Origin of the sequence: Priestia sp. TRN 1309, assembly GCF_050846875.1 — a bacterium.
GTDB classification, from domain to species: Bacteria; Bacillota; Bacilli; order Bacillales; family Bacillaceae_H; genus Priestia; species Priestia zanthoxyli.
Genome location: NZ_JBOZGM010000010.1, coordinates 1 through 24,572 on the forward strand (window position 1 = coordinate 1; position 24,572 = coordinate 24,572).

The window sequence follows — 24,572 nt, forward strand, 5'->3', positions numbered from 1 at the left end:
CGAACACGGAAGTTAAGCTCTTTAGCGCCAATGGTAGTTGGGACTTTGTCCCTGTGAGAGTAGGACGTTGCCAGGCACCTGAAAAAGGACTAGCTATTTTAGCTAGTCCTTTTTTGTTTACAATTTATTTGTTTTATGAAAAAGTATAGTAAGAACAATAAAATTCGCGATTTGCAGGTTTTGAAATAAATTTTAGTGGCAACGATAAAAGTAAAGAATAAACTTTAATAGTACATAGTTGAAAATTTTTTCGTTTCCTTTTATATTTAAATTAAGGTCAAATATAGTCAAAGTCAGAAGGAGGGGGCAGCGTGCCAAATATCTCTGACATTATCGAACAGTATTTAAAACAAGTACTTGAATTAAGTGAAAGAGAAATTGTTGAAATAAGGCGCAGTGAGATTGCTGATAAATTTCAATGCGTTCCGTCGCAAATTAATTACGTTATCAATACCCGCTTTACGGTTGAGAGAGGTTATCTTGTAGAAAGTAAGCGAGGCGGCGGCGGATTTATTCGTATTGCAAAAGTAAAAATGCATGATGCAGCGGATTTGTTTCAGCAAGTGATTGAGATGATTCAAAATGAAATTTCACAAGTAAGTGCTGAAAATGTCATTATTAGGTTAGTTGAAGAAAAAGTCATCACAGAACGAGAAGCAAAAATCATGTTGAGCGTTATCAATCGTTCAGTTATTAATATTGAACTTCCTTATCGTGATGAGCTAAGAGCCAATCTTTTAAAAGCAATGCTTAATTCATTACGCTACCGATAAGCTCATGATCTATTTTATTTAGAACAGGGAGTGATGACAGGATGATTTGTCAGCAATGTGAAACGAGACCTGCAACTCTTCACTTCACAAAAATTATTAATGGTGAAAAGACGGAGATGCACGTATGTGAACAATGCGCTTCAGAAAATGGAGATGCATTTTCTTTTTCAAATCAGCAAGGTTTTTCAATCAATAACTTACTAGCTGGCCTACTTAACCTAGACCCAGCAGTAACTGAAAATTATAAGAAACAAAGTCAGGACGTTCTTTCTTGTCCTACTTGTGGCATGACATATCAAAAATTTGCTAAAATCGGCAGGTTTGGATGTGCAGATTGCTACAAAACATTTGAGCGACCTCTTATTCCTTTCTTGAAGAGGCTGCATGGAGGTAATTATCTACATCATGGAAAAATACCAGCAAGAATTGCAAGTAATCTTCATTTAAAAAAGGAATTACAGGCATTAAGATTGAACTTAAAAGAGTATATCGAAAAAGAGGAGTTTGAGAAAGCAGCCGAACTCCGAGATCACATTCGATTACTAGAAAAGAAGATGAACGAATCGAGAGAGGAGGAAGCGTAATTCATGTCCCAGGATTTGTTCTTTTCCCAGCCTGTTAGCTCTTGGATGCGTCAAGAAGCTTCGAATTCAGATATTGTGCTAAGCAGTCGAATCAGGCTGGCTCGAAATTTAACTCATTATCTTTTTCCAACTCTCTTTTCTAAAGAACAAGCAGTTGAAGTGGTTCGAGTATTTGAGCAAGTTTTTCAAAAAAGCGAGAACACCAATCAGTGGAATTTGCATTTACTAAAGATGAACGAATTACAGCCTCTTCAAAAGCAAGTGTTGGTTGAAAAACATCTTATCAGTCCTAACTTGGCTGAAGGAGACAACAACGGAGCTTGTTTTTTATCAGAAAAAGAAGATTTGAGTATTATGGTTAATGAAGAAGATCATTTACGCATACAATGTTTATTTCCAGGCCTTCAATTATCTGAAGCTTTAAGCACAGCGAATAAAGTAGATAATTGGATTGAGAAATACGTAGATTATGCGTTTGATGAAAATAGAGGGTATTTAACCAGCTGTCCCACAAATGTGGGTACTGGGCTACGTGCATCTGTGATGATGCATCTGCCGGCTTTAGTGATGACCCGTCAAATTCATCGTATTATTCCCGCTATTAACCAGCTTGGCTTAGTGGTGAGAGGAATTTATGGAGAAGGTAGCGAAGCTTTAGGGAATATCTTTCAAATTTCTAATCAGATAACCTTAGGGAAATCTGAAGAAGATATTGTGGCAGATTTAAATAGTGTCGTACAGCAGTTAATTACACAAGAGCACTCTGCAAGAGACGCACTGTTTAAAACATCTCATGTAGAGTTAGAAGATCGAGTGTATCGTTCATATGGAGTATTGGCCAATAGCCGTATTATTGAGTCCAAAGAAGCTTCACAATGTTTATCAGATGTTCGATTAGGAATCGATTTAGGGTATATAAAAGGACTGAGTCAAAATATATTGAATGAACTTATCATTATGACGCAGCCAGGCTTTTTACAAAAGTATTCGGGAGGGCCCCTAAAGCCTCAGGAACGTGACATTAAAAGAGCCACCTTAATTCGAGAACGTCTCACTATAAATAAAAACACAAATTAAACGTGGAGGGTGACGATTATATGATGTTTGGTAGATTTACAGAGCGCGCACAAAAAGTATTAGCTTTAGCACAGGAAGAAGCACTACGCCTAGGTCACAACAACATTGGAACGGAGCACATTTTATTAGGTATCGTTCGTGAAGGTGAAGGAATTGCAGCAAAAGCTCTTTCTGCTCTAGGCCTAAGCACTGAAAAAATTCAAAAAGAAGTGGAAGCATTAATTGGCAGAGGCCAAGAATTAACGCAGACCATTCATTATACACCTCGAGCGAAAAAAGTCATTGAACTTTCAATGGATGAAGCCCGAAAGCTTGGTCATTCTTACGTAGGAACAGAACATATCTTACTAGGCTTAATTCGTGAAGGTGAAGGCGTTGCAGCACGCGTTTTAAATAATCTAGGTGTCAGCCTAAATAAAGCTCGTCAGCAAGTACTTCATTTATTAGGTAGCAATGAAGCTGCTTCAAGCCATCAAGGCGGAGGTTCTTCAAATGCCAATACACCTACGCTAGACAGCTTAGCACGCGATTTAACAGTTGTAGCGCGCGAAGGAAGCTTAGACCCTGTTATCGGACGTGGGAAAGAAATTCAGCGTGTTATTGAAGTGTTAAGCCGACGTACAAAAAACAATCCTGTATTAATTGGGGAGCCAGGTGTCGGTAAAACGGCAATCGCTGAAGGTTTGGCTCAGCAAATCGTCAACAATGAAGTTCCAGAAATTTTACGTGACAAACGCGTTATGACTTTGGATATGGGAACGGTCGTGGCTGGTACAAAATATCGCGGAGAATTTGAAGATCGCCTGAAGAAAGTAATGGATGAAATTCGTCAAGCAGGTAATATCATTCTCTTTATCGATGAGTTACACACATTAATTGGCGCTGGTGGTGCAGAAGGTGCTATCGATGCTTCTAATATTTTAAAACCGTCTCTTGCTCGTGGAGAACTTCAGTGTATCGGTGCTACGACTTTAGATGAATACAGAAAATATATTGAAAAAGATGCAGCGTTAGAGCGTCGCTTCCAGCCAATTCAAGTGGATGAACCAACGTTGGAAGAGTCTATTCAAATCTTAAAAGGGCTTCGTGACCGTTATGAAGCGCATCACCGAGTATCTATTTCTGATGAGGCAATCGAGCAAGCGGTGAAACTATCAGATCGCTATATTTCAGATCGTTTCTTACCGGATAAAGCAATCGATTTAATTGATGAAGCTGGTTCAAAAGTGCGTCTACGTTCATTTACAACGCCACCAAATTTAAAGGAATTAGAGCAAAAATTAGAATCAGTACGCAATGAAAAAGATGCGTCTGTTCAAAGTCAAGAATTTGAAAAAGCAGCATCTTTACGCGATACAGAACAACGCCTACGCGAAGAATTAGAAGACACAAAGAAAATTTGGAAAGAGCAGCAAGGTAAAGAAAACTCAGCTGTAACCGTAGAAGATATTGCGATGGTGGTATCTAGCTGGACGGGTGTACCGGTCTCTAAACTGGCACAGGAAGAGACAGAAAGACTGCTAAACATGGAAGAGATTCTTCACTCTCGTGTAATTGGGCAAGAAGAAGCGGTAAAAGCAGTTGCAAAAGCTGTGCGCCGTGCTAGAGCAGGCTTGAAAGATCCAAAACGCCCAATTGGTTCATTCATTTTCTTAGGACCAACAGGGGTTGGTAAAACAGAGCTTGCACGCGCATTAGCGGAGTCAATCTTTGGCGACGAAGACGCAATGATTCGTATCGATATGTCTGAGTACATGGAGAAACATTCTACTTCACGCTTAGTAGGTTCACCTCCAGGATATGTTGGATACGAAGAAGGCGGCCAGTTAACGGAAAAAGTAAGAAGAAAACCTTACTCAGTTGTTCTTTTAGACGAAATTGAAAAAGCACATCCGGATGTATTTAACATTTTATTACAAGTGTTAGAAGATGGACGCTTAACAGATTCAAAAGGCCGTACAGTCGATTTCCGTAATACGATTTTAATTATGACATCAAACGTAGGTGCGGACACATTAAAACGAAGCAAGCACTTAGGGTTCACAGTAGAAGCAGAAGGCCAAGACTACAAAGATATGAAAGGAAAAGTAATGGCGGAAATGAAGCGCGCATTCCGTCCGGAGTTCCTAAACCGTATCGATGAAATTATCGTCTTCCATTCATTGGAGAAACCTCACTTAGCTGAAATCGTTAAATTAATGGCGGACCAGTTAACAAAACGCTTAAAAGAGCAAGAAATTGATCTTGAATTAACAAAAGAAGCAATTGATAAGATTGCAGAGGAAGGTTTTGACCCAGAATACGGCGCTCGTCCACTTCGTAGAGCAATTCAAAAACATATTGAAGACCGTTTATCTGAAGAGCTGCTAAAAGGGGTTGTTCAAAAAGGTCAGAAAGTGACGCTAGATGTAGACAAAGGAGAATTTGTTGTTAAATCCTCCGCTCCAAGCAGCATCAGCTAAATTTACTCAAACCAAGACGAGGCATACGAAAAAACACGTATGCCTCCCTTTTTATTTTAGCTTAGGAAATAGTGTACAATAGAGATAGAAATCGATTGAATGAACGGAGAGATTGATAACATAATGGCGAAACGAAAAACAAAATTTGCATGTCAGCATTGCGGATATGAATCCGCAAAATGGATGGGGAAATGTCCTGGATGCGGAAGCTGGAATTCGATGGTGGAAGAAATGGAAGAAACGAAATCATCACGCCGAGGAGCTTTTTCCGGAGCTACTGCTTCTAAAGTTCAAAAACCTCAGTCAATTACAGCGATTGAATCTACAACAGAACCACGGATTTTTACACCTTCTGCAGAGTTAAACCGTGTATTAGGAGGCGGTATTGTCAGAGGGTCACTCGTTTTAATAGGGGGAGATCCGGGTATCGGAAAGTCTACTTTACTTTTGCAAACCTCCGCGCAGTTAGCAATGAAACAAAATAAAGTACTATATATTTCGGGAGAGGAATCAACCAAACAAACGAAGTTAAGAGCGGACAGGCTAGGTGTAAAAGCTGAAGAGCTTTATGTTCACGCAGAAACAAACTTAGAATTAATACTAGAGGCCATCTCAAGCATGCAGCCTGATTTTGTGGTGATTGATTCAATTCAAACCATTTACCATGCTGATGTGACATCAGCGCCAGGAAGCGTCTCACAGGTGCGAGAGTGTACGGCTGAACTAATGCGTGTTGCTAAAACGAATGGCATTGCCATCTTTATTGTGGGTCATGTAACGAAAGAAGGGGCCATTGCGGGTCCAAGACTTCTTGAACATATGGTAGATACGGTTCTTTATTTTGAAGGAGAGCGCCATCATACGTATCGTATATTAAGAGCGGTTAAGAACCGATTTGGATCTACAAATGAAATGGGCATTTTTGAAATGAAAGAAAGTGGGCTAGAAGAAGTATTGAATCCATCTGAAATCTTTCTAGAAGAACGGTCTCAGGGAGCAGCAGGTTCGGTTGTTGTCGCTTCAATGGAAGGGACAAGACCCGTATTAGTAGAGCTGCAGGCGCTAATCAGTCCAACGAGCTTTGGAAACCCTAGAAGAATGGCGACAGGAGTAGATCATAATCGCGTTTCGCTTATCATGGCTGTCTTAGAAAAGCGTGTAGGAATGCTGCTGCAGAATCAAGATGCTTATTTAAAAGTAGCAGGTGGAGTGAAATTAGATGAACCAGCAATCGATTTAGCTGTAGCCGTTAGCATTGCTTCAAGCTTCAGAGATGCTGCTTCTAGCGCTACAGATGTTATTGTAGGAGAGGTAGGATTAACAGGCGAAGTACGCCGAGTGTCTAGAATTGAACAGCGCGTTCAAGAAGCGGTAAAATTAGGGTTCCAACGAATTATTATTCCGGAGAAAAATTTAGGAGGATGGAAAGTCCCAGATGGTATTGATGTGATTGGGGTATCAACAGTAGCGGAGGCTCTGCAATATACATTAGGAGGATAAGCAGTGGAAGGAGAAAAAACAACAGTTAGTCAAAAACAAATATCAGAAATTCTGCAGTTTGTAGCACCAGGAACCCCTATTCGTGACGGTATCGATAACGTCTTGCGGGCAAAGACGGGCGGCTTAATTGTTATGGGCTACAATGAACAAGTCAAAAAGATGGTAGATGGAGGATTTTCGATTAATTGTGCATTTACACCTGCGCATTTATACGAGTTAGCCAAAATGGATGGAGCGCTTATTTTAAACGACAGCGGAAGCAAGATATTGTTTGCTAATGCTCAGCTCATGCCAGATCCCTCTACTCCTTCTTCACAGACAGGAATGCGTCACCGTACAGCGGAGCGCGTAGCTAAGCAGTCAGGTGTATTGGTGATAGCCATTTCACAAAGACGGAATGTGATTACGCTTTACAAAGGGTCTCTTCAGTATGTATTGAAAGACATTAGCGTTATTCTAGCAAAAGCGAATCAAGCGCTTGGAACCCTTGAAAAGTACAAGGCGGTATTAGATGAATCGATTACAAGTCTCAGTGCATTAGAGTTTGAAGAGCAAGTAACTCACACAGATGTGCTGCAGTCGCTTCATCGTACAGAAATGGTTTTGCGTATTAAAAATGAAATTTTGAGCTATATTAGCGAGTTAGGAACAGAAGGAAGGCTAATTCGTCTCCAAATGAATGAACTGCTTTCTCACTTAGAGGAAGAAGCAACTTTATTAATCAAAGATTATATGTATGACCTCAGCTTTGACCCTTACCGAGTAATTGAACGCATGCAGCAGCCGTCAAATAATGTTCTTCTCGATGACCAAACGCTCCTTCGCTTAATGGGATATCCTATGTATACAAGCTTTGAAGACAGCGTTATTCCTAGAGGGTATCGAATGCTTCATAAAATTCCAAGACTTCCATCGATTATTATTGAAAATCTCATTGATGAATTAGGGGATTTAAAAACGATAGCAGATGCGTCGGTAGAAGAATTGGATGAGGTAGAAGGCATCGGTGAAATTCGAGCAAGGAAAATCAGAGAAGGCCTAAAAAGACTAAAAGAGCAGCATCTTACAAACCGTCAGCTATAGGATATTAATTGACATTAAATGTTTGATTCATTAAGATATTGTGAAAATACAAAAAAAGTGACAGTTTGTTTACAAATTCTGTTTTTTGGTTAAATAACAGGTTTCAATCATTGTAAACTGTTTATAATGATAAAGGGAGGTGAAGGCGTGTTAAAACGTTTTGTACAGTTATTTTTTATTATTACAGGTGGTACATTGGGCGTCTTTTTTATACCTGAACTTATTCAATTATTAAATCTGCAAGATGTAGCATTTCTAGAAAAACCTTACGTCGATGCAATACTGGGAGCTATATTGTTTTTCCTTGTCACGTTTTGGATTGTTGATTATATAGTTGAATTAATTCGCCGAGTGGAAGAGGCGTTGCTGAAGGCGCCTGTAACGGATGTACTTTTTGGTAGCTTAGGATTGATTTTAGGGCTTATTGTGGCCTACTTGGTCGGAGCTTTTTTAGGCAGAATTCAACTTCAAGTAGTAAGTACCATTTTACCAATCTTTCTAAGTATTCTTTTAGGTTACTTAGGGTTTCAAGTCGGGTTTAAAAAACGTGATGAGCTTGTGAACGTGTTTTCCATGCCATCTCGAATTGGGAAGAAAAAAGGGCAAGAAGAAGAAGCAGATAATGAAGAATCACTAAAGTCTCTTAAAATTTTAGATACAAGCGTTATTATTGACGGTCGTATCGCAGATATTTGTCAAACAGGATTTTTAGACGGAACGATTGTTATTCCGCGCTTTGTGCTTGAGGAACTTCAGCATATTGCTGATTCGTCGGATGTTCTAAAACGAAACAGAGGTAGACGAGGTCTAGATATTCTAAACCGTATTCAAAAGGAACTGGCAATGAAGGTAGAAATTTATGAAGGCGATTTCGAAGACATTCAAGAAGTGGACAGTAAGCTGGTCAAATTGGCAAAGCTGACTTCTGGGTTGGTCGTTACAAACGACTTTAATTTAAATAAAGTATGTGAACTTCAAAATGTCGGCGTCTTAAATATTAATGACTTAGCAAATGCCGTTAAGCCAATTGTGCTTCCGGGAGAAGAAATGAATGTGTTGGTTATAAAAGACGGTAAAGAGCATAATCAAGGTATTGCCTATCTTGATGACGGTACAATGATCGTGGTAGAAGAAGGAAGAAATTACATTGGAAAGCAAATTGATGTACTGGTGACGAGCGTACTCCAAACCTCAGCAGGCCGTATGATTTTTGCGAAACCCAAGTTATTAGAAAAAGCACTGTGACGTAACAGGTAAAGGGAGTATACCTATGAAGTATGAAATTATCGTTTTAGCTGCAGGGCAGGGGAAGCGAATGAAAGCGGGGCGGAACAAACAATTTTTAACTATTCAAAACGTTCCGCTTATCATTCATACGCTGCAAAAATTCGAACAAGATCCTTGGTGCAGTGGAATTGTACTAGTTGTAAACGAAAAAGAAGTGGCGATTTTTGAAGAGTTATTAGCTGAATATCCAATTCAAAAGGTTCAATCATTGACAGTTGGAGGCGATGAACGTCAACATAGCGTTTATAACGGCCTTAAAAGTCTAAAGCAGGCTCAGATGGTATTAATTCATGATGGCGCTCGACCATTTGTTCAACAAAACACAATCCATGAGTTAGTAGAAAAAGCTGCTAGTGATAAGGCTGCTGTACTGGCTGTTCCAGTAAAAGACACAATTAAGCGTGTGGAACAGGGGACTGTCATTGAAACAGTTGAGCGCTCTAGCTTGTGGGCTATTCAAACGCCGCAGGCTTTTCTTTTTGATGTAGTAATGGATGCACACGAAAAAGCAAAAACAAATGAATACTTAGGCACCGATGATGCAAGCTTAGTAGAAAAAGCAGGACAAAAAGTATCGATTGTAGAGGGAAATTACGATAATATAAAACTAACAACACCAGAAGATTTGTTATATGCAGAAGCTATATTAACAAAGCTAAACAGGACTGAAGGAGTGGAAAAATGAACATTCGAGTAGGACAAGGTTTCGACGTACATGAATTTGCAGAAGGAAGACCTTTAATCATCGGCGGTTTAGAAATTCCGTATGAAAAAGGATTATTAGGCCACTCAGATGCAGATGTGCTATTACATACAATCGCAGATGCCTTATTAGGAGCGGCGGCTAAAGGAGATATCGGAAAGCATTTTCCGGATACAGACCCTGAATTTAAAGATGCTGATTCAGCAAAGCTTCTTCAACACGTATGGAAACTACTAAAAGATGAAGGTTATGAATTAAGCAATGTAGATTGCACGATTATCGCGCAAAAACCTAAAATGGCTCCTTACATTGAACCAATGAGAGAGCGTATTGCGCAGCTGTTAGAAGCAAGCATTTCTCAAATTAACGTCAAGGCAACAACAACAGAAAAGTTAGGTTTTACGGGACGTGAAGAAGGAATCGCTGCCCAAGCAGCCGTTTTAGTTTATCAAAAATAAAAACAGTTGACTTTGACAGATACCTATTTGGTGATAAAATTAGAACATGTCTAAAACATATAAATACATACTATAAGTAATATTAAATTGGAGGTCATCTTAGTTATGTCAAGCGAAGTAAGAGTTCGTTATGCCCCGAGTCCAACTGGACATCTTCATATAGGGAATGCAAGAACAGCACTATTTAATTATTTATTTGCACGAAATCAAAACGGTAAATTTATTATCCGTATTGAAGATACAGATCAAAAGCGTAATATCGAAGGCGGCGAAGAAAGTCAGCTGCGCTATTTAAAATGGTTAGGTATTGAATGGGATGAAAGTATCGACGTAGGCGGGGAGTACGGTCCTTACCGCCAGTCTGAACGTACGGAAATCTATCAAAAATATACGGAAGAACTTCTTGAAAAAGGATTAGCTTATCACTGTTACTGTACGTCAGAAGAGCTTGAAAAAGAGCGTGAAGAACAGCAGGCGAACAGTCAAATGCCGCGCTATTCAGGTAAGTGCCGTAACTTAACAGCTGAACAGCGTGCTGAACTAGAAGCAGAAGGCCGTGAGCCGAGCATTCGCTTCCGTGTTCCTAGTAACACAGAAATTAAGTGGAATGATATTGTCAAAGATGAAGTATCGTTTGAGTCTGAAGGCATTGGTGATTTCGTTATTGTGAAAAAAGACGGTACACCAACATATAACTACGCTGTAGCCATTGATGATTATCTAATGAAGATGACACATGTTCTACGCGGAGATGACCATATTTCCAATACACCGAAGCAAATTCTTGTGTATGAAGCTTTAGGTTGGACGCCTCCTGTATTTGGTCATATGACGTTAATCGTAAATGAAAATCGTCGCAAGCTAAGTAAACGTGATGAGTCAATCATTCAGTTTATCGAGCAATATAAAGAATTAGGCTACTTGCCAGAAGCACTATTTAATTTTATTACAATGCTTGGCTGGTCACCTGTGGGAGAAGAAGAAATTTTCTCTAAAGAACAGTTTATTGAAATTTTTGACCCAGCTCGTTTATCAAAATCTCCAGCACTATTTGATACAAGCAAATTACGTTGGATGAACAACCAATACATGAAACAATTGGATTTAGACGAGGTAGTAGCTTTATCAGTTCCTCACTTAGTGAAAGCTGGAAAAGTTGAAGAAACGCGCGATGCAGAAACAGAACAATGGGTACGTGACTTAGTCGCTCTATACCAAGAACAAATGAGCTTTGGCGCTGAGATTGTTGAACTTACTGAAATGTTCTTTAAGAAAGAAATTGATTACAGTGAAGAAGCAAAAGCAGTACTTGCTGAAGAACAAGTACCGGAAGTGTTAAAAGCATTTGCTGAAGAGATTTCTTCCTTAGAAGAATTCAGCGCTGATGAAATTAAGGCAGCAACAAAGGCTGTACAAAAAGCAACAGGTCAAAAAGGTAAAAAACTATTTATGCCAATTCGTGTAGCAACAACAGGCGAAACACACGGTCCCGAGCTTCCAAAAGCTATTTCTCTTTTAGGGAAAGAAACAGTTTTAGCTCGTCTAGAAAGCATTTATAGTTAACAAATTTCTATTTTGCCCATATGATAAAATAATCAAATATGGATATCGTTGAGAAGGAAGAGTAGGCAAGTTCATTGCATATCAGAGAGGGTTATCACCGGCTGAAAGTAACCTATGACAAAACTTGTTGAAGTGCGCCTTTGAGTCTTTTGTTGAATGCTACTAAGTAAGTAGGCAAAAGCGGTTACTTTCACGTTATGAGAGAAGAGTTGGGATTGTTTGTTGATCCAAACAGAGTGGAACCGCGTATATACGTCTCTGTGTCATTTGACATAGGGGCGTTTTTTTATACAATCAATGAGTAGATAGAGGAATAGCGGAATTGGGGTGAGATGATGCTAAAGTTGTTAAAGGAAGACATTGAGGCCATATTTGAACAAGATCCTGCAGCAAGAAGTTATATTGAAGTGATATTAACCTATTCAGGGTTGCATGCTATTTGGGCACATAGATTCGCTCACGGGCTTTTTAAAAGAAAGTGGTTTTTTCTGGCACGTGTAATCTCACAAATTAGCCGATTCTTCACAGGGATTGAAATTCATCCGGGTGCGAAAATTGGCCGCCGCTTTTTTATTGACCACGGAATGGGAATTGTTATTGGGGAAACGTGCGAAATTGGAGATAATGTAACAGTATATCAAGGAGTAACACTCGGAGGAACAGGGAAAGAAAAAGGAAAGCGTCACCCGACGATTGAAGACAATGTCTTAATTGCAACAGGTGCTAAAGTGCTAGGATCGATTACGATTCATGCGCACTCCAAAATTGGAGCAGGCTCAGTTGTGTTAAATGACGTCCCAGAAAACTCAACGGTTGTTGGTATCCCTGGCCGAGTCGTCATTCAAAATGGCGTCCGGATTCCAAAAGATTTGAATCATCAAGATTTGCCAGATCCAGATGCAGAGCGTTTCAAACAGCTAGAGAAAGAAATTTTACACCTGCAAAATCAATTAAAGGAATTAAAAGAAGGGAAGATTCACCATGGCAATTAAGCTATATAACACGTTAACACGTCAAAAAGAGACGTTTGTACCGCTAGAAGAAAACAAAGTCAAAATGTACGTGTGCGGACCGACCGTGTATAACTATATTCATATTGGAAATGCACGTCCTGCGATCGTATTTGATACGGTGCGCCGCTATTTAGAATTTAGAGGCTACGACGTGGAGTATGTCTCAAACTTCACAGATGTGGATGATAAATTAATTAAGGCAGCAAAAGAGTTAGGAGAAGATGTTCCAACGATCGCAAACCGCTTTATCGATGCCTACTTTGAAGATACGTCAGCTCTTGGATGCAAGCATGCCGATGTGCATCCACGCGTAACTGAAAATATGGATATCATTATTGAATTCATTGATGAACTGGTGAAAAAAGGCTATGCGTATGAGTCAGAGGGCGACGTATACTATCGTACGCGTAAATTTGAAGGATACGGAAAATTATCACATCAGTCCATTGATGAATTGCAATCCGGTGCTCGTATCGAAGTTGGAGAAAAGAAAGAAGATCCATTAGACTTTACTCTTTGGAAAGCAACCAAAGATGGAGAGATTGCATGGGATAGCCCTTGGGGTCAAGGAAGACCAGGCTGGCATATTGAATGCTCGGCGATGGCACGCAAGTATTTAGGTGATACAATTGATATCCACGCAGGCGGCCAGGATTTAGCTTTCCCTCATCACGAAAATGAAATTGCTCAATCAGAAGCGCTCACTGGGAAATCGTTTGCGAAATACTGGCTTCATAACGGATATATCAATATTGATAATGAAAAGATGTCTAAATCACTAGGGAATTTCGTGTTAGTTCATGACATTATTAAAAAGCATGATCCTTCTCTACTTCGATTCTTTATTTTATCTGTTCACTATCGTCACCCAATTAACTATAACGAAGAAATTTTAGAGAATACGCGCAAAGGGTTTGAGCGTCTGCAAACAGCTTATGGCAACTTAACTCACCGTCTAGAGGCAGCAACAAATCTTCAAGAAGATGCTTCAGAATGGTTCGAAAAGCTAAAAGAGCTCCGCGAAACCTTTGTTGAAGAGATGGATGATGATTTTAATACGGCAAATGCCATTTCTGTTCTGTTCGAGCTAGCAAAGCAAGCTAACTTGTATTTATTAGAACAAACAACGTCTACAGATGTAATTGAAGCCTTTATTAAAGAGTTTAAAGAACTAGGTGCTGCAATAGGCATTGCATTTGGAGAAGCTGAACTTTTAGACGAAGAAATTGATCAATTGATCCAAGATCGTATTCAAGCTCGTAAAGATCGTAATTTCCAATTAGCAGATCAAATTCGAGATGAATTGAAGGCTAAAAATATTATTTTAGAAGATACGGCGCAAGGAACAAGATGGAAAAGAGGATAATAGTGTTATGAGCAGCAGTAAATTAGATGTAAAACAGCTAAATAGCTTAGCTCTTGCTTATATGGGTGATGCGGTGTTTGATTTACATGTTCGCCGCCACCTGCTGGTGTTAGGGACAGTGCGCCCTAACCAGCTTCATAATAAAGCTAAAAAATACGTATCAGCAAAAGCACAAGCACAAATTGTATATTATTTTAAAAATGAAAACTTTTTTACTGAAGAAGAAGAAGGTGTACTGCGCCGAGGACGCAATGCAAAGTCTGGTACAGTCCCTAAAAACACAGATGTGCAAACGTATCGCTACAGTACAGCATTTGAAGCGGTCGTAGGCTATTTGTATCTTTTAGGTGAAGAAGAAAGAATGATGGAACTTATTACTAAAGCTATCTCTTTCGTCGATGAAGGAGAGGGAGGAATGAATCATGGAACATGAATTTATCATTGGACGTAATCCGGTCCTAGAAGCCCTAAAGTCTGGGCGTGACATTAACAAACTATGGATTGCCGAAGGATCGCAAGGCGGTTCTATGGGGCAAATCACGCAGTTAGCAAAACGTAATGGTGTATTGGTGCAGTTTGTACCGAAAAAGAAAATTGAGCAAATGGTAGACGGTATTCATCAAGGAGTAGCTGCACAAGTTGCTGCTTATCAGTATGCAGAGTTAGATGATTTATTTAACTTAGCGGAAAAACGTAATGAAAGTCCGTTTTTCCTTCTATTAGATGAGCTCGAAGATCCCCATAATTTAGGTTCTATTATGCGAACAGCCGATGCCGTTGGCGCACACGGTATCATTATTCCAAAGCGCCGTTCAGTTGGATTAACGGCCACTGTAGCAAAGGCGTCTACAGGAGCGATTGAACATATTCCTGTAGCAAGGGTAACAAACCTATCAAGGACGATTGATGAATTAAAAGATCGAGGCGTATGGATTGTTGGAACGGATGCGAAAGAAAGTGACGATTACCGCAACTTAGATGGAGGTATGCCGCTTACGTTAGTGATTGGAAGTGAAGGAAAAGGCATGAGTCGTTTGATTCGTGAAAAATGCGACTTTCTTGTACAGCTTCCAATGGTTGGGCATGTTACATCGTTAAATGCATCTGTAGCAGCTAGTCTTCTCATGTATGAGGTTTACCGAAAACGCCATCCTCTAGGTGAATAAAAATGGATATTCTACTGGTGGATGGTTATAACATGATAGGTGCGTGGCCCGACCTAAGAAAGCTTAGAGATAATGATTTAGCGGGTGCTCGAGACCTGTTAATTGAAAAGATGGCAGAGTATCAAGCATATATGGGGTATCGTGTCATTATTGTCTTCGATGCTCATATGGTCGAAGGAATTGAAAAGAAGGCAAAAAATCATAAGGTTGACGTTGTATTTACACGAGAAAATGAAACAGCGGATGAGTACATTGAAAAGCTGGCTCAAGAGCTAAACAATGTAAAGACACAGATTCATGTTGCTACATCTGATTTTACGGAGCAGTGGGCAATCTTTGGACAAGGTGCGCTTAGAATTTCTGCTCGAGAATTGTACAACGAAATTGAGCAAATTGAGAAACATATTAATCTTGATGTGAAGTCTATTCAAAATCAAAAGCCAGCGGCACGCATTCAACTTTCCAATCAAGTAGCCGAAATTTTCGAAAAATGGCGCCGGGGACAGCGGTGAGGTTATTGACGGTACGGAATTAGCTACTGTATAATATTTCTATCTACTGTGCGGTCGGGGGGATCGATATGGGCGATACTTATGGGAGAAAACTGCATGCTCATTTCGAACAACAAGAGGATGAAACAGTTGTCGATCTTGTGCATAAAGGCGATATTGACGCATTAGAGTATTTGATTCATAAATACAAAAACTTTGTGCGAGCAAAGGCGCGGTCGTATTTTTTAATTGGGGCAGACCGTGAAGATATTGTACAAGAAGGTATGATAGGGTTATACAAGGCAATTAGAGATTTTAGAGAAGATAAGCTAACTTCGTTTAAAGCTTTTGCTGAACTTTGCATTACCAGGCAAATTATTACCGCTATTAAAACCGCAACAAGGCAAAAACATATTCCATTAAACTCTTATGTATCATTGGACAAGCCAATATATGATGAAGAGTCCGACCGAACCTTAATGGATGTTATTTCGGGGACAAAAGTAGCAAATCCAGAAGAGTTGCTCATTAATCGAGAGAAGTTTGATGATATTGAATTAAAGATGGCTGAACTGTTAAGTGATCTTGAGCGAAAAGTTCTCGTTCTTTATTTAGATGGTCAATCTTATCAAGAAATTTCAGAAGAGTTAAACCGCCACGTCAAATCCATCGATAATGCACTTCAGCGTGTGAAGAGGAAATTAGAGCGCTACCTCGAGATTCGTGAAATCACAATGTAGCCTTCTATCCTCATATTGACATGCTAAGAAAGTCTGTGATACTTTTTTATAGACATTATCACTCTATAGGTGGTTGACATTATGCGTAAAAAAGTTGTACTTGCGTGTGTGCAATGCGCTAGTCGTAACTATACGACTATGAAAAACACACAGCAAAACGAAGAGCGTTTAGAAATGAAGAAGTTTTGCAAAACGTGTAACGCACATACGATTCATCGTGAAACAAAGTAGATCAATAATCTGCACAGACTAATACCCCTTTTAATTTATTGGAGGTTACAAACATGAACCGTGTAGGAAATTTCTTGCGTGATGTTGGGCGTGAGATGAAGAAGGTAAGTTGGCCTAAAAAAAATGAGCTAACTCGTTATACAATTACTGTTATTTCTACAGTTGTATTTATGACACTCTTTTTTGTAGTAGTTGATTACGGAATTTCGTCACTTATTCGTTTAATCCCTTGAATAAATTGACTTAAATCATGGTATAATAAAGCTAAATTATGTTTTTTTCAGAAAAGCCCGGAGACGGGTTTTTTAATTTGCTTTAAGAATGATTGTGCTAGGAGTCAACTATTTTCCTAGTGCGTTGTCTGTGCAATAGATTAGGACATCTTATTTTATAGTGAGCTGGGAGGGAAGGACGTATAGTCCTCAGAAATGGAGAAAAATTGGTATGTAGTCCATACTTATTCTGGATATGAAAATAAAGTAAAAACAAATTTAGAAAAGCGCGTAGAAACAATGGGTATGCAAGATAAAATTTTCCGCGTTGTTGTTCCTGAAGAAGAAGAAAGAGAAATTAAGAACAACAAAGAAAAGATTACAAAGAAAAAAGTATTCCCAGGGTACGTGTTAGTTGAAATCATCATGACAGATGATTCATGGTATGTAGTTCGTAATACACCTGGCGTTACGGGCTTTGTAGGTTCAGCAGGTTCTGGATCAAAGCCAACTGCTCTTCTACCAGAAGAAGTAGAAATGATCTTAAAACAAATGGGCATGGACGAGCAGCATGCTGACTTTGACTTTGAACTAAAAGAAACAGTATTGGTTCAAGAAGGTCCGTTTGCAAACTTCGAAGGTACCATTGAAGAAATCGATACAGATAAACGTAAAGTTAAGGTTCATGTCGATATGTTCGGAAGACAAACGCCAGTAGAGCTAGACTTTACACAAATTGAAAAAATATAATCTGTAAGACCTTGCAATTCATGAAGTTTAATGTTAATATTTCATAAGTCAGTATGTCTCAAAACTAGAGACTAAAACAACTATTTCTTTATTTTATATATAAAGAACATTGAGTGGGAGGGCATCGCCCTATTACCACATCACGGACTTAAGGAGGTGTGTCTCGTGGCTAAAAAAGTAATTAAACTTGTTAAGTTACAAATTCCTGCAGGTAAAGCAAATCCAGCGCCACCAGTTGGTCCTGCATTAGGTCAAGCCGGTGTTAACATCATGGGTTTCTGTAAGGAGTTTAACGCTCGCACAGCTGATCAAGCTGGTCTTATCATTCCTGTTGAAATCACGGTATTTGAAGACCGTTCATTTACATTTATTACGAAAACTCCACCTGCTGCTGTACTACTTAAGAAAGCGGCTGGTATTGAGTCTGGTTCTGGTGAACCAAACCGTAATAAAGTTGCAACAGTCAAGCGTGACAAAGTGCGTGAGATTGCTGAAACTAAAATGCCTGACTTAAACGCTGCTAGCGTTGAATCTGCAATGCGCATGGTAGAAGGTACAGCGCGCAGTATGGGAATCGTAGTTGAAGACTAATTCCATTTGATTGGGTGTTAGAAGGTTGCGAGAAATGGAAGTTTTCCTATGCTCGCAACCTTTATTAGTGGGAGGTTATTCCGTTAAAACCACATAAGGAGGAAACAAAAATGGCTAAAAAAGGTAAAAAGTACGTTGAAGCTGCTAAGCTTGTAGATCGTACACAAACTTATTCAGTACAAGAAGCGATTGAATTAGTAAAGAAAACAAACACAACTAAATTTGATGCAACTGTAGAAGTAGCATTCCGTTTAGGAGTTGACCCTAAGAAAGCTGACCAACAAATTCGTGGTGCAGTAGTACTACCAAACGGTACAGGTAAAACTCAACGTGTATTAGTATTCGCTAAAGGCGAAAAAGCTAAAGAAGCTGAAGCTGCAGGCGCTGACTACGTTGGCGATGCTGACTACATCAACAAAATCCAACAAGGTTGGTTCGAGTTCGATGTAATCGTAGCTACTCCAGACATGATGGGTGAAGTTGGTAAACTTGGTCGTGTATTAGGACCTAAAGGTTTAATGCCAAACCCTAAAACTGGTACAGTAACATTTGATGTTCAAAAAGCAGTTAACGAAATCAAAGCTGGTAAAGTAGAATACCGTGTTGATAAAGCTGGTAACATCCACGTACCAATCGGTAAAGTATCTTTCGAAGAGAGCAAGTTAGTTGAAAACTTCACTACAATCTTCGAAACTATGGTAAAAGCTAAGCCGGCAGCAGCAAAAGGCACATACATGAAGAACGTAGCTGTTACTTCAACAATGGGCCCTGGTATCAAAGTTGATACTGCTTCATTCTCTGCTTAATAAATTTGGAAATAAATCGGTGTTGACTTTTTGAAAGTCCCTGATTATAATAGATAATGTTGTTAAAAAGAATAACATTTGTACCGTAGACAGTAGGTGCTGCAAAGCTTAATTTCCTACCGAGGTGTGTGAGATAAATTAGTGAAACGTTATGGTTCGCTTACTACACCTCCATGTCTTTATTGTCATGGAGGTTTTTTATTGCACCTTGTCTGAGTGTACGGAAGGAAATCTACAGGAGGTGTAAAGATGAGCAACGTAATTGAACAAAAGAAACAAGTCGTAGACGAAATTGCTGAAAAACTTCAAGCGAGTAACTCAATAGTTGTCGTTGACTACCGTGGTTTGAATGTTGCTGAAGTTACTGAACTTCGTAAGCAATTACGTGAAGCAGGCATTGAGTTCAAAGTTTACAAAAACACTTTAACTCGCCGTGCTGTAGAAAAACTTGAACTAACAGATCTTAATGATGCGTTAGTAGGTCCAAATGCAATCGCATTTGGTGGAGAAGATGTTGTTGCTCCAGCTAAAATTTTAAACAACTTCGCTAAAGAACACGAAGCGTTAGAAATCAAAGCTGGTGTAATTGAAGGTAATGTTGCATCTGTTGAAGAAATTAAAGCACTTGCAGAACTACCATCTCGCGAAGGCTTACTTTCTATGTTGCTTAGCGTGCTTCAAGCTCCAATTCGCAACCTTGCTCTTGCTACAAAAGCTGTGGCAGATCAAAAAGAAGAACAAGGTGCATAATCTAGTCTGTTATATATAACACAATCACAAGGAGGAAATTAACAATGACTCAAGAACAAATCATTGAAGCAGTTAAAAATATGACTGTTTTAGAACTTAACGATTTAGTAAAAGCAATCGAAGAAGAATTTGGCGTAACTGCTGCTGCTCCTGTAGCTGTAGCTGGCGGTGCTGCTGGTGAAGCTGCTGCTGAGAAAACTGAATTTGACCTAGTACTTGAAAGTGCTGGCGGACAAAAAATCAAAGTTATCAAAGTAGTACGTGAAATCACTGGTCTTGGCTTAAAAGAAGCTAAAGAAATCGTTGATAACGCTCCAAAAGCTCTTAAAGAAGGTATTTCTAAAGAAGAAGCTGAAGAAGCAAAAGCTAAACTTGAAGAAGTTGGCGCTTCTGTAGAAGTTAAGTAATTATTGCTTAACAACTGATATAAAAAAGCTCGCTTGTACAAGCGAGCTTTTTTGCTTCTGTCATCCTTTTCATTTATAGTAAAGAAGAACATATTGATTAGGAGGTTCTATTTTGACAGAACATTATTTTTCTAATACACCATCGTCTGCAAGTAATGAAGAGCGCTTTTCATTTGAATTGAGAGGAACCTCTTTTTCATTTACGAGTGACAGCGGTGTTTTTTCAAAAAAAGAGATCGATTTTGGATCGCGCCTGTTAATTGAAACGTTTCAAATGCCTGAGAGTCCCGGCCCGCTTCTGGATGTTGGGTGCGGATATGGCCCGATTGGGTTGGCTCTTGCAAAAGAGGATAGCCAAAGAAACGTTCATATGGTCGATGTTAATGAACGTGCATTAGCACTAGCTCAAAAAAATGCTGAAGTTAATTCAGTATCAAATGTTTCAATCTATCAAAGCTCTTGCTATGAAAATGTGAAGGAAACGAATTTTGCAGCTATTCTTAGTAATCCGCCGATCCGTGCGGGTAAAAAAGTTGTTCATGAAATTCTAGAAAAGTCATTAGATCACCTTGCTGACCAAGGAGAACTTTGGATTGTGATTCAGAAAAAGCAAGGAGCGCCATCTGCTCTTGCGAAATTAGAATCTCTATTTAATGAAGTAGAAGTAGTAGAAAAGAAAAAAGGGTATTATATCATATGTGCTAAAAAATGTTGACTAATATTTTTTAGTATGTTAGCATTATAAAATGCCAATATATAAATATTCCATATAAGCTCGGGTTATACATAAAATAAAAGGTATAATTTTGAATTATATGGGAAAAACTAATAAAATCAATAGTACGTTTTTATGAAATTGTGGTTTTCTATTTAAAGAGACCATTTTTCTTTTGTTCAATAATAAACATATGGTTTATTATATATTTTGAATAATAACGCTTGATTTGAGGGGTGAATCAGTTGACAGGTCAACTAGTTCAGTATGGACGCCACCGCCAACGCAGAAGTTATGCTCGTATTAGTGAAGTTTTAGAGTTACCGAACTTAATCGAGATTCAAACGGCTTCATACCAATGGTTTTTAGATGAAGGTTTACGAGAAATGTTCCAAGATATTTCTCCAATTGATGATTTTACAGGTAACTTATCACTAGAATTTATTGATTACAGCTTAGGTGAGCCAAAGTATTCAGTAGGAGAGTCTAAAGAACGTGATGTAACTTATGCAGCACCTCTTCGTGTTAAGGTGCGGTTAATTAATAAAGAAACAGGTGAAGTAAAAGACCAAGATGTGTTCATGGGAGATTTCCCATTGATGACCGAAACAGGTACCTTTGTAATTAATGGTGCTGAGCGTGTTATCGTATCACAGTTGGTTCGTTCACCAAGTGTTTACTATAGTGGAAAGCTTGATAAAAACGGTAAAAAAGGATATACAGCAACTGTTATCCCTAACCGTGGTGCATGGCTAGAATATGAAACTGATGCAAAAGATGTAGTATACGTGCGTATTGATCGTACTCGTAAACTGCCAGTAACAGTGCTGTTACGCGCGCTAGGTTTCGGTTCTGACCAAGAGATTATCGATTTAATCGGTGATAATGAATACATCCGTAATACGCTTGAAAAAGATAATACGGAAACAACGGAAAAAGCGCTATTAGAAATCTATGAGCGTTTACGTCCGGGTGAACCACCGACAGTTGAGAATGCGAAGTCTCTATTAGTATCTCGCTTCTTTGATCCAAAACGATATGACTTAGCGAACGTAGGTCGCTATAAAATTAATAAAAAGCTTCATATCAAACATCGCTTATTTAATCAAAAGCTAGCTGAAACATTAGTTGATCCTGAAACAGGTGAAATTATTGCAGAAAAAGGCGCAATGATTGATCGCCGTCTGCTAGATCGCTTGATTCCGATGCTTGAAGGTGGAGTAAACTTCAAAACTTATAGTCCGGTTGGTGGAGTAGTAGAAGACGATGTTACATTACAATCTATTAAGATTTATGCGCCAAATGATCCAGAAGGTGAAAAAGTCATCACTGTATCAGGCAACGCTTATGTAACAGAAGAAGTTAAAAATATCACACCTGCTGATATTTTAGCATCAATCAGTTACTTCTTTAACTTGCTTCATCAAGTAGGAGACACAGATGATATCGACCACTTAGGTAACCGTCGTCTGCGTTCTGTAGGTGAATTGTTACAAAACCAATTCCGTATCGGTTTATCTCGTATGGAACGTGTTGTTCGTGAAAGAATGTCAATTCAAGACACGAATACAATCACACCTCAACAATTAATTAATATTCGTCCAGTTATTGCGGCGATTAAAGAGTTCTTTGGAAGTTCTCAATTATCACAGTTCATGGATCAAACGAATCCATTAGGCGAATTGACGCACAAACGTCGTCTTTCAGCTCTAGGACCTGGTGGTTTAACGCGTGAACGCGCTGGTTTCGAAGTGCGTGACGTTCACTACTCCCACTATGGCCGTATGTGTCCGATTGAAACGCCAGAGGGTCCGAATATCGGGTTAATCAACTCACTTTCTTCTTATGCAAAAGTAAACAAATTCGGTTTCATCGAAACACCTTACCGTCGTATCGATCCTGAAACAGGTAAAGTGACAGAGCGAATTGACTACTTAACAGCTGATGAAGAAGATAACTATGTTGTAGCCCAAGCGAACGCTCGTCTAGGTGATGATGGTTCATTCTTAGATGAAAATGTCGTTGCACGTTTCCGTGGAGAAAACACGGTTATCCGTCGCGATCGTTTAGACTATATGGATGTATCACCAAAACAAGTTGTATCTGCCGCTACAGCATGTATCCCATTCTTAGAGAACGATGACTCTAACCGTGCATTAATGGGTGCGAACATGCAACGTCAAGCAGTACCTTTATTAAATCCTGAAGCACCAATCGTAGGTACAGGTATGGAATATGTATCTGGTAAAGACTCTGGTGCAGCCGTGATTTGTAAATACCCTGGCGTTGTAGAGCGCGTAGAAGCAAAACAAATTTTTGTTCGCCGCTATGAAGAAGTAGACGGACAAAAAGTTAAAGGTAACTTAGATCAATACAAATTATTAAAATTCGTTCGTTCTAACCAGGGTACTTGTTACAACCAGCGTCCAATTGTTTCAGTTGGCGACGAAGTAGTAAAAGGTGAGATCTTAGCCGACGGTCCTTCAATGGAAAAAGGTGAGCTTGCTTTAGGACGAAACGTAATGGTTGGTTTCATGACATGGGATGGTTACAACTATGAGGATGCCATCATCATGAGTGAACGCCTTGTGAAAGACGATGTATATACGTCTGTTCATATTGAAGAATATGAATCTGAGTCTCGTGATACGAAACTTGGACCTGAAGAAATTACGCGTGACATTCCAAACGTAGGTGAAGATGCGCTTCGCAACTTAGATGAGCGTGGAATCATCCGCATTGGTGCAGAAGTAAAAGATGGAGATCTTTTAGTTGGTAAAGTAACGCCAAAAGGTGTAACAGAACTAACAGCTGAAGAACGTCTTCTACACGCTATTTTCGGTGAAAAAGCGCGTGAAGTTCGTGATACTTCTCTTCGTGTACCGCACGGCGGCGGTGGAATTATCCTTGATGTTAAAGTCTTCAACCGTGAAGATGGCGACGAATTACCACCAGGTGTAAACCAATTAGTCCGTGTATACATTGTTCAGAAGCGTAAAATCTCTGAAGGTGACAAAATGGCCGGTCGTCACGGTAACAAAGGTGTAATTTCACGTATTTTACCGGAAGAAGATATGCCTTACCTACCAGACGGTACGCCAATTGACATCATGTTAAACCCATTAGGGGTACCATCTCGTATGAACATCGGTCAGGTGCTAGAGCTTCATTTAGGTATGGCTGCTCGTAAGCTTGGCATTCACGTTGCGTCTCCAGTATTTGATGGTGCGCGTGAGGAAGATGTTTGGGCAACAATCGAAGAAGCTGGCATGTCTCGTGATGCTAAAACAGTTCTATATGATGGTCGAACAGGTGAACCATTCGATAACCGTGTATCAGTAGGAATCATGTACATGATCAAACTTGCTCACATGGTAGACGATAAACTTCACGCTCGTTCTACTGGACCATACTCACTTGTTACACAACAACCACTTGGTGGTAAAGCGCAGTTCGGTGGACAGCGTTTTGGTGAGATGGAAGTATGGGCACTTGAAGCATACGGTGCTGCTTATACATTACAAGAGATCTTAACAGTGAAATCAGACGACGTAGTAGGTCGTGTGAAAACATACGAAGCAATTGTTAAAGGTGAAAACATTCCAGAACCTGGCATACCTGAATCGTTCAAAGTATTAATCAAAGAACTACAAAGTTTAGGTATGGATGTGAAGATGCTTTCTGCTGACGAGCAAGAAATTGATATCATGGACTCAGAAGAGGACCATGAGCAACCAACAGAATCAATTATTGCAGATAACGAAGAAAGCCTTTCTGAAGGACAAAAAGATCCTGTCACAAAAGAGTAAGGAATTACTTTCATATAAACGTTAAGGGAAAAAAC

25 protein-coding genes, 1 rRNA gene and 2 other annotated features are annotated in these 24,572 nt (G+C 39.4%); all 26 genes read left to right on the top strand.

Annotated elements, in window-relative coordinates:
- Positions 1-76: ribosomal RNA gene (gene rrf, locus ACRPLQ_RS24840) — 5S ribosomal RNA — on the top strand; the annotation flags it as partial.
- A gap of 235 nt (positions 77-311) precedes the next feature.
- Entirely contained in the window at positions 312-773 is a 462-nt protein-coding gene (locus ACRPLQ_RS24845) for a CtsR family transcriptional regulator (RefSeq protein WP_013054895.1), read from the top strand.
- A 41-nt stretch (positions 774-814) separates the two neighbouring features.
- Entirely contained in the window at positions 815-1,357 is a 543-nt protein-coding gene (locus tag ACRPLQ_RS24850) for a UvrB/UvrC motif-containing protein (protein WP_028412656.1), read from the top strand.
- Positions 1,358-1,360: 3 nt separating this feature from the next.
- Positions 1,361-2,434 (top strand): protein arginine kinase, encoded by a 1,074-nt coding sequence (locus ACRPLQ_RS24855; protein WP_013054897.1) that lies wholly within the window; start codon positions 1,361-1,363, stop codon positions 2,432-2,434.
- 20 nt (positions 2,435-2,454) lie between these two features.
- The gene (gene clpC / locus ACRPLQ_RS24860; RefSeq protein WP_014462041.1) at positions 2,455-4,896 is read left to right on the top strand and encodes an ATP-dependent protease ATP-binding subunit ClpC; all 2,442 of its coding nucleotides are present in this window, start codon (positions 2,455-2,457) and stop codon (positions 4,894-4,896) included.
- Between the two features lie 123 nt (positions 4,897-5,019).
- Complete coding sequence (gene radA / locus ACRPLQ_RS24865) at positions 5,020-6,396, top strand: DNA repair protein RadA (protein ID WP_013054899.1); 1,377 nt, start codon at positions 5,020-5,022, stop codon at positions 6,394-6,396.
- A 3-nt stretch (positions 6,397-6,399) separates the two neighbouring features.
- Complete coding sequence (gene disA / locus ACRPLQ_RS24870; RefSeq protein WP_013054900.1) at positions 6,400-7,479, top strand: DNA integrity scanning diadenylate cyclase DisA; 1,080 nt, start codon at positions 6,400-6,402, stop codon at positions 7,477-7,479.
- A 147-nt stretch (positions 7,480-7,626) separates the two neighbouring features.
- On the top strand, positions 7,627-8,724 hold the full coding sequence (locus ACRPLQ_RS24875; protein WP_014462040.1) for a PIN/TRAM domain-containing protein: 1,098 nt from the start codon (positions 7,627-7,629) through the stop codon (positions 8,722-8,724).
- Positions 8,725-8,749: 25 nt separating this feature from the next.
- A complete protein-coding gene (gene ispD / locus ACRPLQ_RS24880; protein WP_098113321.1) occupies positions 8,750-9,451 on the top strand; it encodes a 2-C-methyl-D-erythritol 4-phosphate cytidylyltransferase in 702 nt (233 codons plus the stop codon).
- Positions 9,448-9,927 (top strand): 2-C-methyl-D-erythritol 2,4-cyclodiphosphate synthase, encoded by a 480-nt coding sequence (gene ispF / locus ACRPLQ_RS24885; RefSeq protein ID WP_013054903.1) that lies wholly within the window; start codon positions 9,448-9,450, stop codon positions 9,925-9,927. The genes ispD and ispF overlap by 4 nt, the downstream gene beginning before the upstream one ends.
- A 105-nt stretch (positions 9,928-10,032) precedes the next feature.
- Entirely contained in the window at positions 10,033-11,490 is a 1,458-nt protein-coding gene (gene gltX / locus ACRPLQ_RS24890) for a glutamate--tRNA ligase (protein WP_028412658.1), read from the top strand.
- 39 nt (positions 11,491-11,529) lie between these two features.
- Positions 11,530-11,753, top strand: a binding site (T-box leader).
- A 72-nt stretch (positions 11,754-11,825) separates the two neighbouring features.
- Complete coding sequence (gene cysE / locus ACRPLQ_RS24895; RefSeq protein ID WP_025753192.1) at positions 11,826-12,482, top strand: serine O-acetyltransferase; 657 nt, start codon at positions 11,826-11,828, stop codon at positions 12,480-12,482.
- Positions 12,472-13,869, top strand: a complete 1,398-nt coding sequence (gene cysS / locus ACRPLQ_RS24900) for a cysteine--tRNA ligase (RefSeq protein WP_033580789.1) — start codon at positions 12,472-12,474, stop codon at positions 13,867-13,869. Before cysE ends, cysS begins: the two co-directional genes overlap by 11 nt.
- A 7-nt stretch (positions 13,870-13,876) precedes the next feature.
- A complete protein-coding gene (locus ACRPLQ_RS24905; protein WP_013054907.1) occupies positions 13,877-14,302 on the top strand; it encodes a Mini-ribonuclease 3 in 426 nt (141 codons plus the stop codon).
- Positions 14,292-15,035, top strand: coding sequence for a 23S rRNA (guanosine(2251)-2'-O)-methyltransferase RlmB (gene rlmB, locus ACRPLQ_RS24910; protein WP_014462034.1), 744 nt, complete (start codon positions 14,292-14,294; stop codon positions 15,033-15,035). The genes ACRPLQ_RS24905 and rlmB overlap by 11 nt, the downstream gene beginning before the upstream one ends.
- 2 nt (positions 15,036-15,037) lie before the next feature.
- On the top strand, positions 15,038-15,547 hold the full coding sequence (locus tag ACRPLQ_RS24915) for an NYN domain-containing protein (protein WP_013081364.1): 510 nt from the start codon (positions 15,038-15,040) through the stop codon (positions 15,545-15,547).
- A gap of 68 nt (positions 15,548-15,615) precedes the next feature.
- Positions 15,616-16,266, top strand: coding sequence for an RNA polymerase sporulation sigma factor SigH (gene sigH / locus ACRPLQ_RS24920; protein ID WP_028412660.1), 651 nt, complete (start codon positions 15,616-15,618; stop codon positions 16,264-16,266).
- Between the two features lie 81 nt (positions 16,267-16,347).
- On the top strand, positions 16,348-16,497 hold the full coding sequence (rpmG, locus tag ACRPLQ_RS24925) for a 50S ribosomal protein L33 (RefSeq protein WP_013081365.1): 150 nt from the start codon (positions 16,348-16,350) through the stop codon (positions 16,495-16,497).
- Positions 16,498-16,550: 53 nt separating this feature from the next.
- Positions 16,551-16,730 carry a preprotein translocase subunit SecE gene (gene secE, locus ACRPLQ_RS24930; protein WP_013054912.1) on the top strand — a complete coding sequence of 60 codons (180 nt, stop codon included), beginning with the start codon at positions 16,551-16,553 and terminating at the stop codon, positions 16,728-16,730.
- Positions 16,731-16,925: 195 nt separating this feature from the next.
- Positions 16,926-17,459: a transcription termination/antitermination protein NusG gene (gene nusG, locus ACRPLQ_RS24935; RefSeq protein WP_014462032.1), complete on the top strand. Its 534-nt coding sequence runs from the start codon at positions 16,926-16,928 to the stop codon at positions 17,457-17,459.
- 165 nt (positions 17,460-17,624) lie between these two features.
- Positions 17,625-18,050, top strand: a complete 426-nt coding sequence (gene rplK / locus ACRPLQ_RS24940) for a 50S ribosomal protein L11 (RefSeq protein ID WP_013054914.1) — start codon at positions 17,625-17,627, stop codon at positions 18,048-18,050.
- A gap of 110 nt (positions 18,051-18,160) precedes the next feature.
- Positions 18,161-18,856 carry a 50S ribosomal protein L1 gene (rplA, locus tag ACRPLQ_RS24945; RefSeq protein WP_013054915.1) on the top strand — a complete coding sequence of 232 codons (696 nt, stop codon included), beginning with the start codon at positions 18,161-18,163 and terminating at the stop codon, positions 18,854-18,856.
- A gap of 65 nt (positions 18,857-18,921) precedes the next feature.
- Positions 18,922-19,065: a sequence feature (ribosomal protein L10 leader region), on the top strand.
- A gap of 40 nt (positions 19,066-19,105) precedes the next feature.
- Complete coding sequence (rplJ, locus tag ACRPLQ_RS24950; protein WP_013054916.1) at positions 19,106-19,606, top strand: 50S ribosomal protein L10; 501 nt, start codon at positions 19,106-19,108, stop codon at positions 19,604-19,606.
- A 44-nt stretch (positions 19,607-19,650) separates the two neighbouring features.
- Positions 19,651-20,013 carry a 50S ribosomal protein L7/L12 gene (gene rplL, locus ACRPLQ_RS24955; RefSeq protein WP_013054917.1) on the top strand — a complete coding sequence of 121 codons (363 nt, stop codon included), beginning with the start codon at positions 19,651-19,653 and terminating at the stop codon, positions 20,011-20,013.
- Positions 20,014-20,125: 112 nt separating this feature from the next.
- Entirely contained in the window at positions 20,126-20,728 is a 603-nt protein-coding gene (locus tag ACRPLQ_RS24960; protein WP_034263652.1) for a class I SAM-dependent methyltransferase, read from the top strand.
- A gap of 245 nt (positions 20,729-20,973) precedes the next feature.
- Positions 20,974-24,537: a DNA-directed RNA polymerase subunit beta gene (rpoB, locus tag ACRPLQ_RS24965; RefSeq protein WP_028412662.1), complete on the top strand. Its 3,564-nt coding sequence runs from the start codon at positions 20,974-20,976 to the stop codon at positions 24,535-24,537.
- Positions 24,538-24,572: the final 35 nt, after the last annotated feature.

Bases quoted from the DNA above. Each gene is read 5' to 3' on its own strand.
- ACRPLQ_RS24905 (WP_013054907.1), top strand. From the start codon at position 13,877: ATGAGCAGCAGTAAATTAGATGTAAAACAGCTAAATAGCTTAGCTCTT.
- secE (WP_013054912.1), top strand. From the start codon at position 16,551: ATGAACCGTGTAGGAAATTTCTTGCGTGATGTTGGGCGTGAGATGAAG.
- ispF (WP_013054903.1), top strand. From the start codon at position 9,448: ATGAACATTCGAGTAGGACAAGGTTTCGACGTACATGAATTTGCAGAA.
- sigH (WP_028412660.1), top strand. From the start codon at position 15,616: ATGGGCGATACTTATGGGAGAAAACTGCATGCTCATTTCGAACAACAA.
- rplL (WP_013054917.1), top strand. From the start codon at position 19,651: ATGACTCAAGAACAAATCATTGAAGCAGTTAAAAATATGACTGTTTTA.
- nusG (WP_014462032.1), top strand. From the start codon at position 16,926: ATGGAGAAAAATTGGTATGTAGTCCATACTTATTCTGGATATGAAAAT.
- ACRPLQ_RS24850 (WP_028412656.1), top strand. From the start codon at position 815: ATGATTTGTCAGCAATGTGAAACGAGACCTGCAACTCTTCACTTCACA.
- cysS (WP_033580789.1), top strand. From the start codon at position 12,472: ATGGCAATTAAGCTATATAACACGTTAACACGTCAAAAAGAGACGTTT.
- rplA (WP_013054915.1), top strand. From the start codon at position 18,161: ATGGCTAAAAAAGGTAAAAAGTACGTTGAAGCTGCTAAGCTTGTAGAT.
- ACRPLQ_RS24915 (WP_013081364.1), top strand. From the start codon at position 15,038: ATGGATATTCTACTGGTGGATGGTTATAACATGATAGGTGCGTGGCCC.
- gltX (WP_028412658.1), top strand. From the start codon at position 10,033: ATGTCAAGCGAAGTAAGAGTTCGTTATGCCCCGAGTCCAACTGGACAT.
- radA (WP_013054899.1), top strand. From the start codon at position 5,020: ATGGCGAAACGAAAAACAAAATTTGCATGTCAGCATTGCGGATATGAA.
- cysE (WP_025753192.1), top strand. From the start codon at position 11,826: ATGCTAAAGTTGTTAAAGGAAGACATTGAGGCCATATTTGAACAAGAT.
- rlmB (WP_014462034.1), top strand. From the start codon at position 14,292: ATGGAACATGAATTTATCATTGGACGTAATCCGGTCCTAGAAGCCCTA.
- rplJ (WP_013054916.1), top strand. From the start codon at position 19,106: ATGAGCAACGTAATTGAACAAAAGAAACAAGTCGTAGACGAAATTGCT.
- ispD (WP_098113321.1), top strand. From the start codon at position 8,750: ATGAAGTATGAAATTATCGTTTTAGCTGCAGGGCAGGGGAAGCGAATG.
- rpmG (WP_013081365.1), top strand. From the start codon at position 16,348: ATGCGTAAAAAAGTTGTACTTGCGTGTGTGCAATGCGCTAGTCGTAAC.
- clpC (WP_014462041.1), top strand. From the start codon at position 2,455: ATGATGTTTGGTAGATTTACAGAGCGCGCACAAAAAGTATTAGCTTTA.
- ACRPLQ_RS24855 (WP_013054897.1), top strand. From the start codon at position 1,361: ATGTCCCAGGATTTGTTCTTTTCCCAGCCTGTTAGCTCTTGGATGCGT.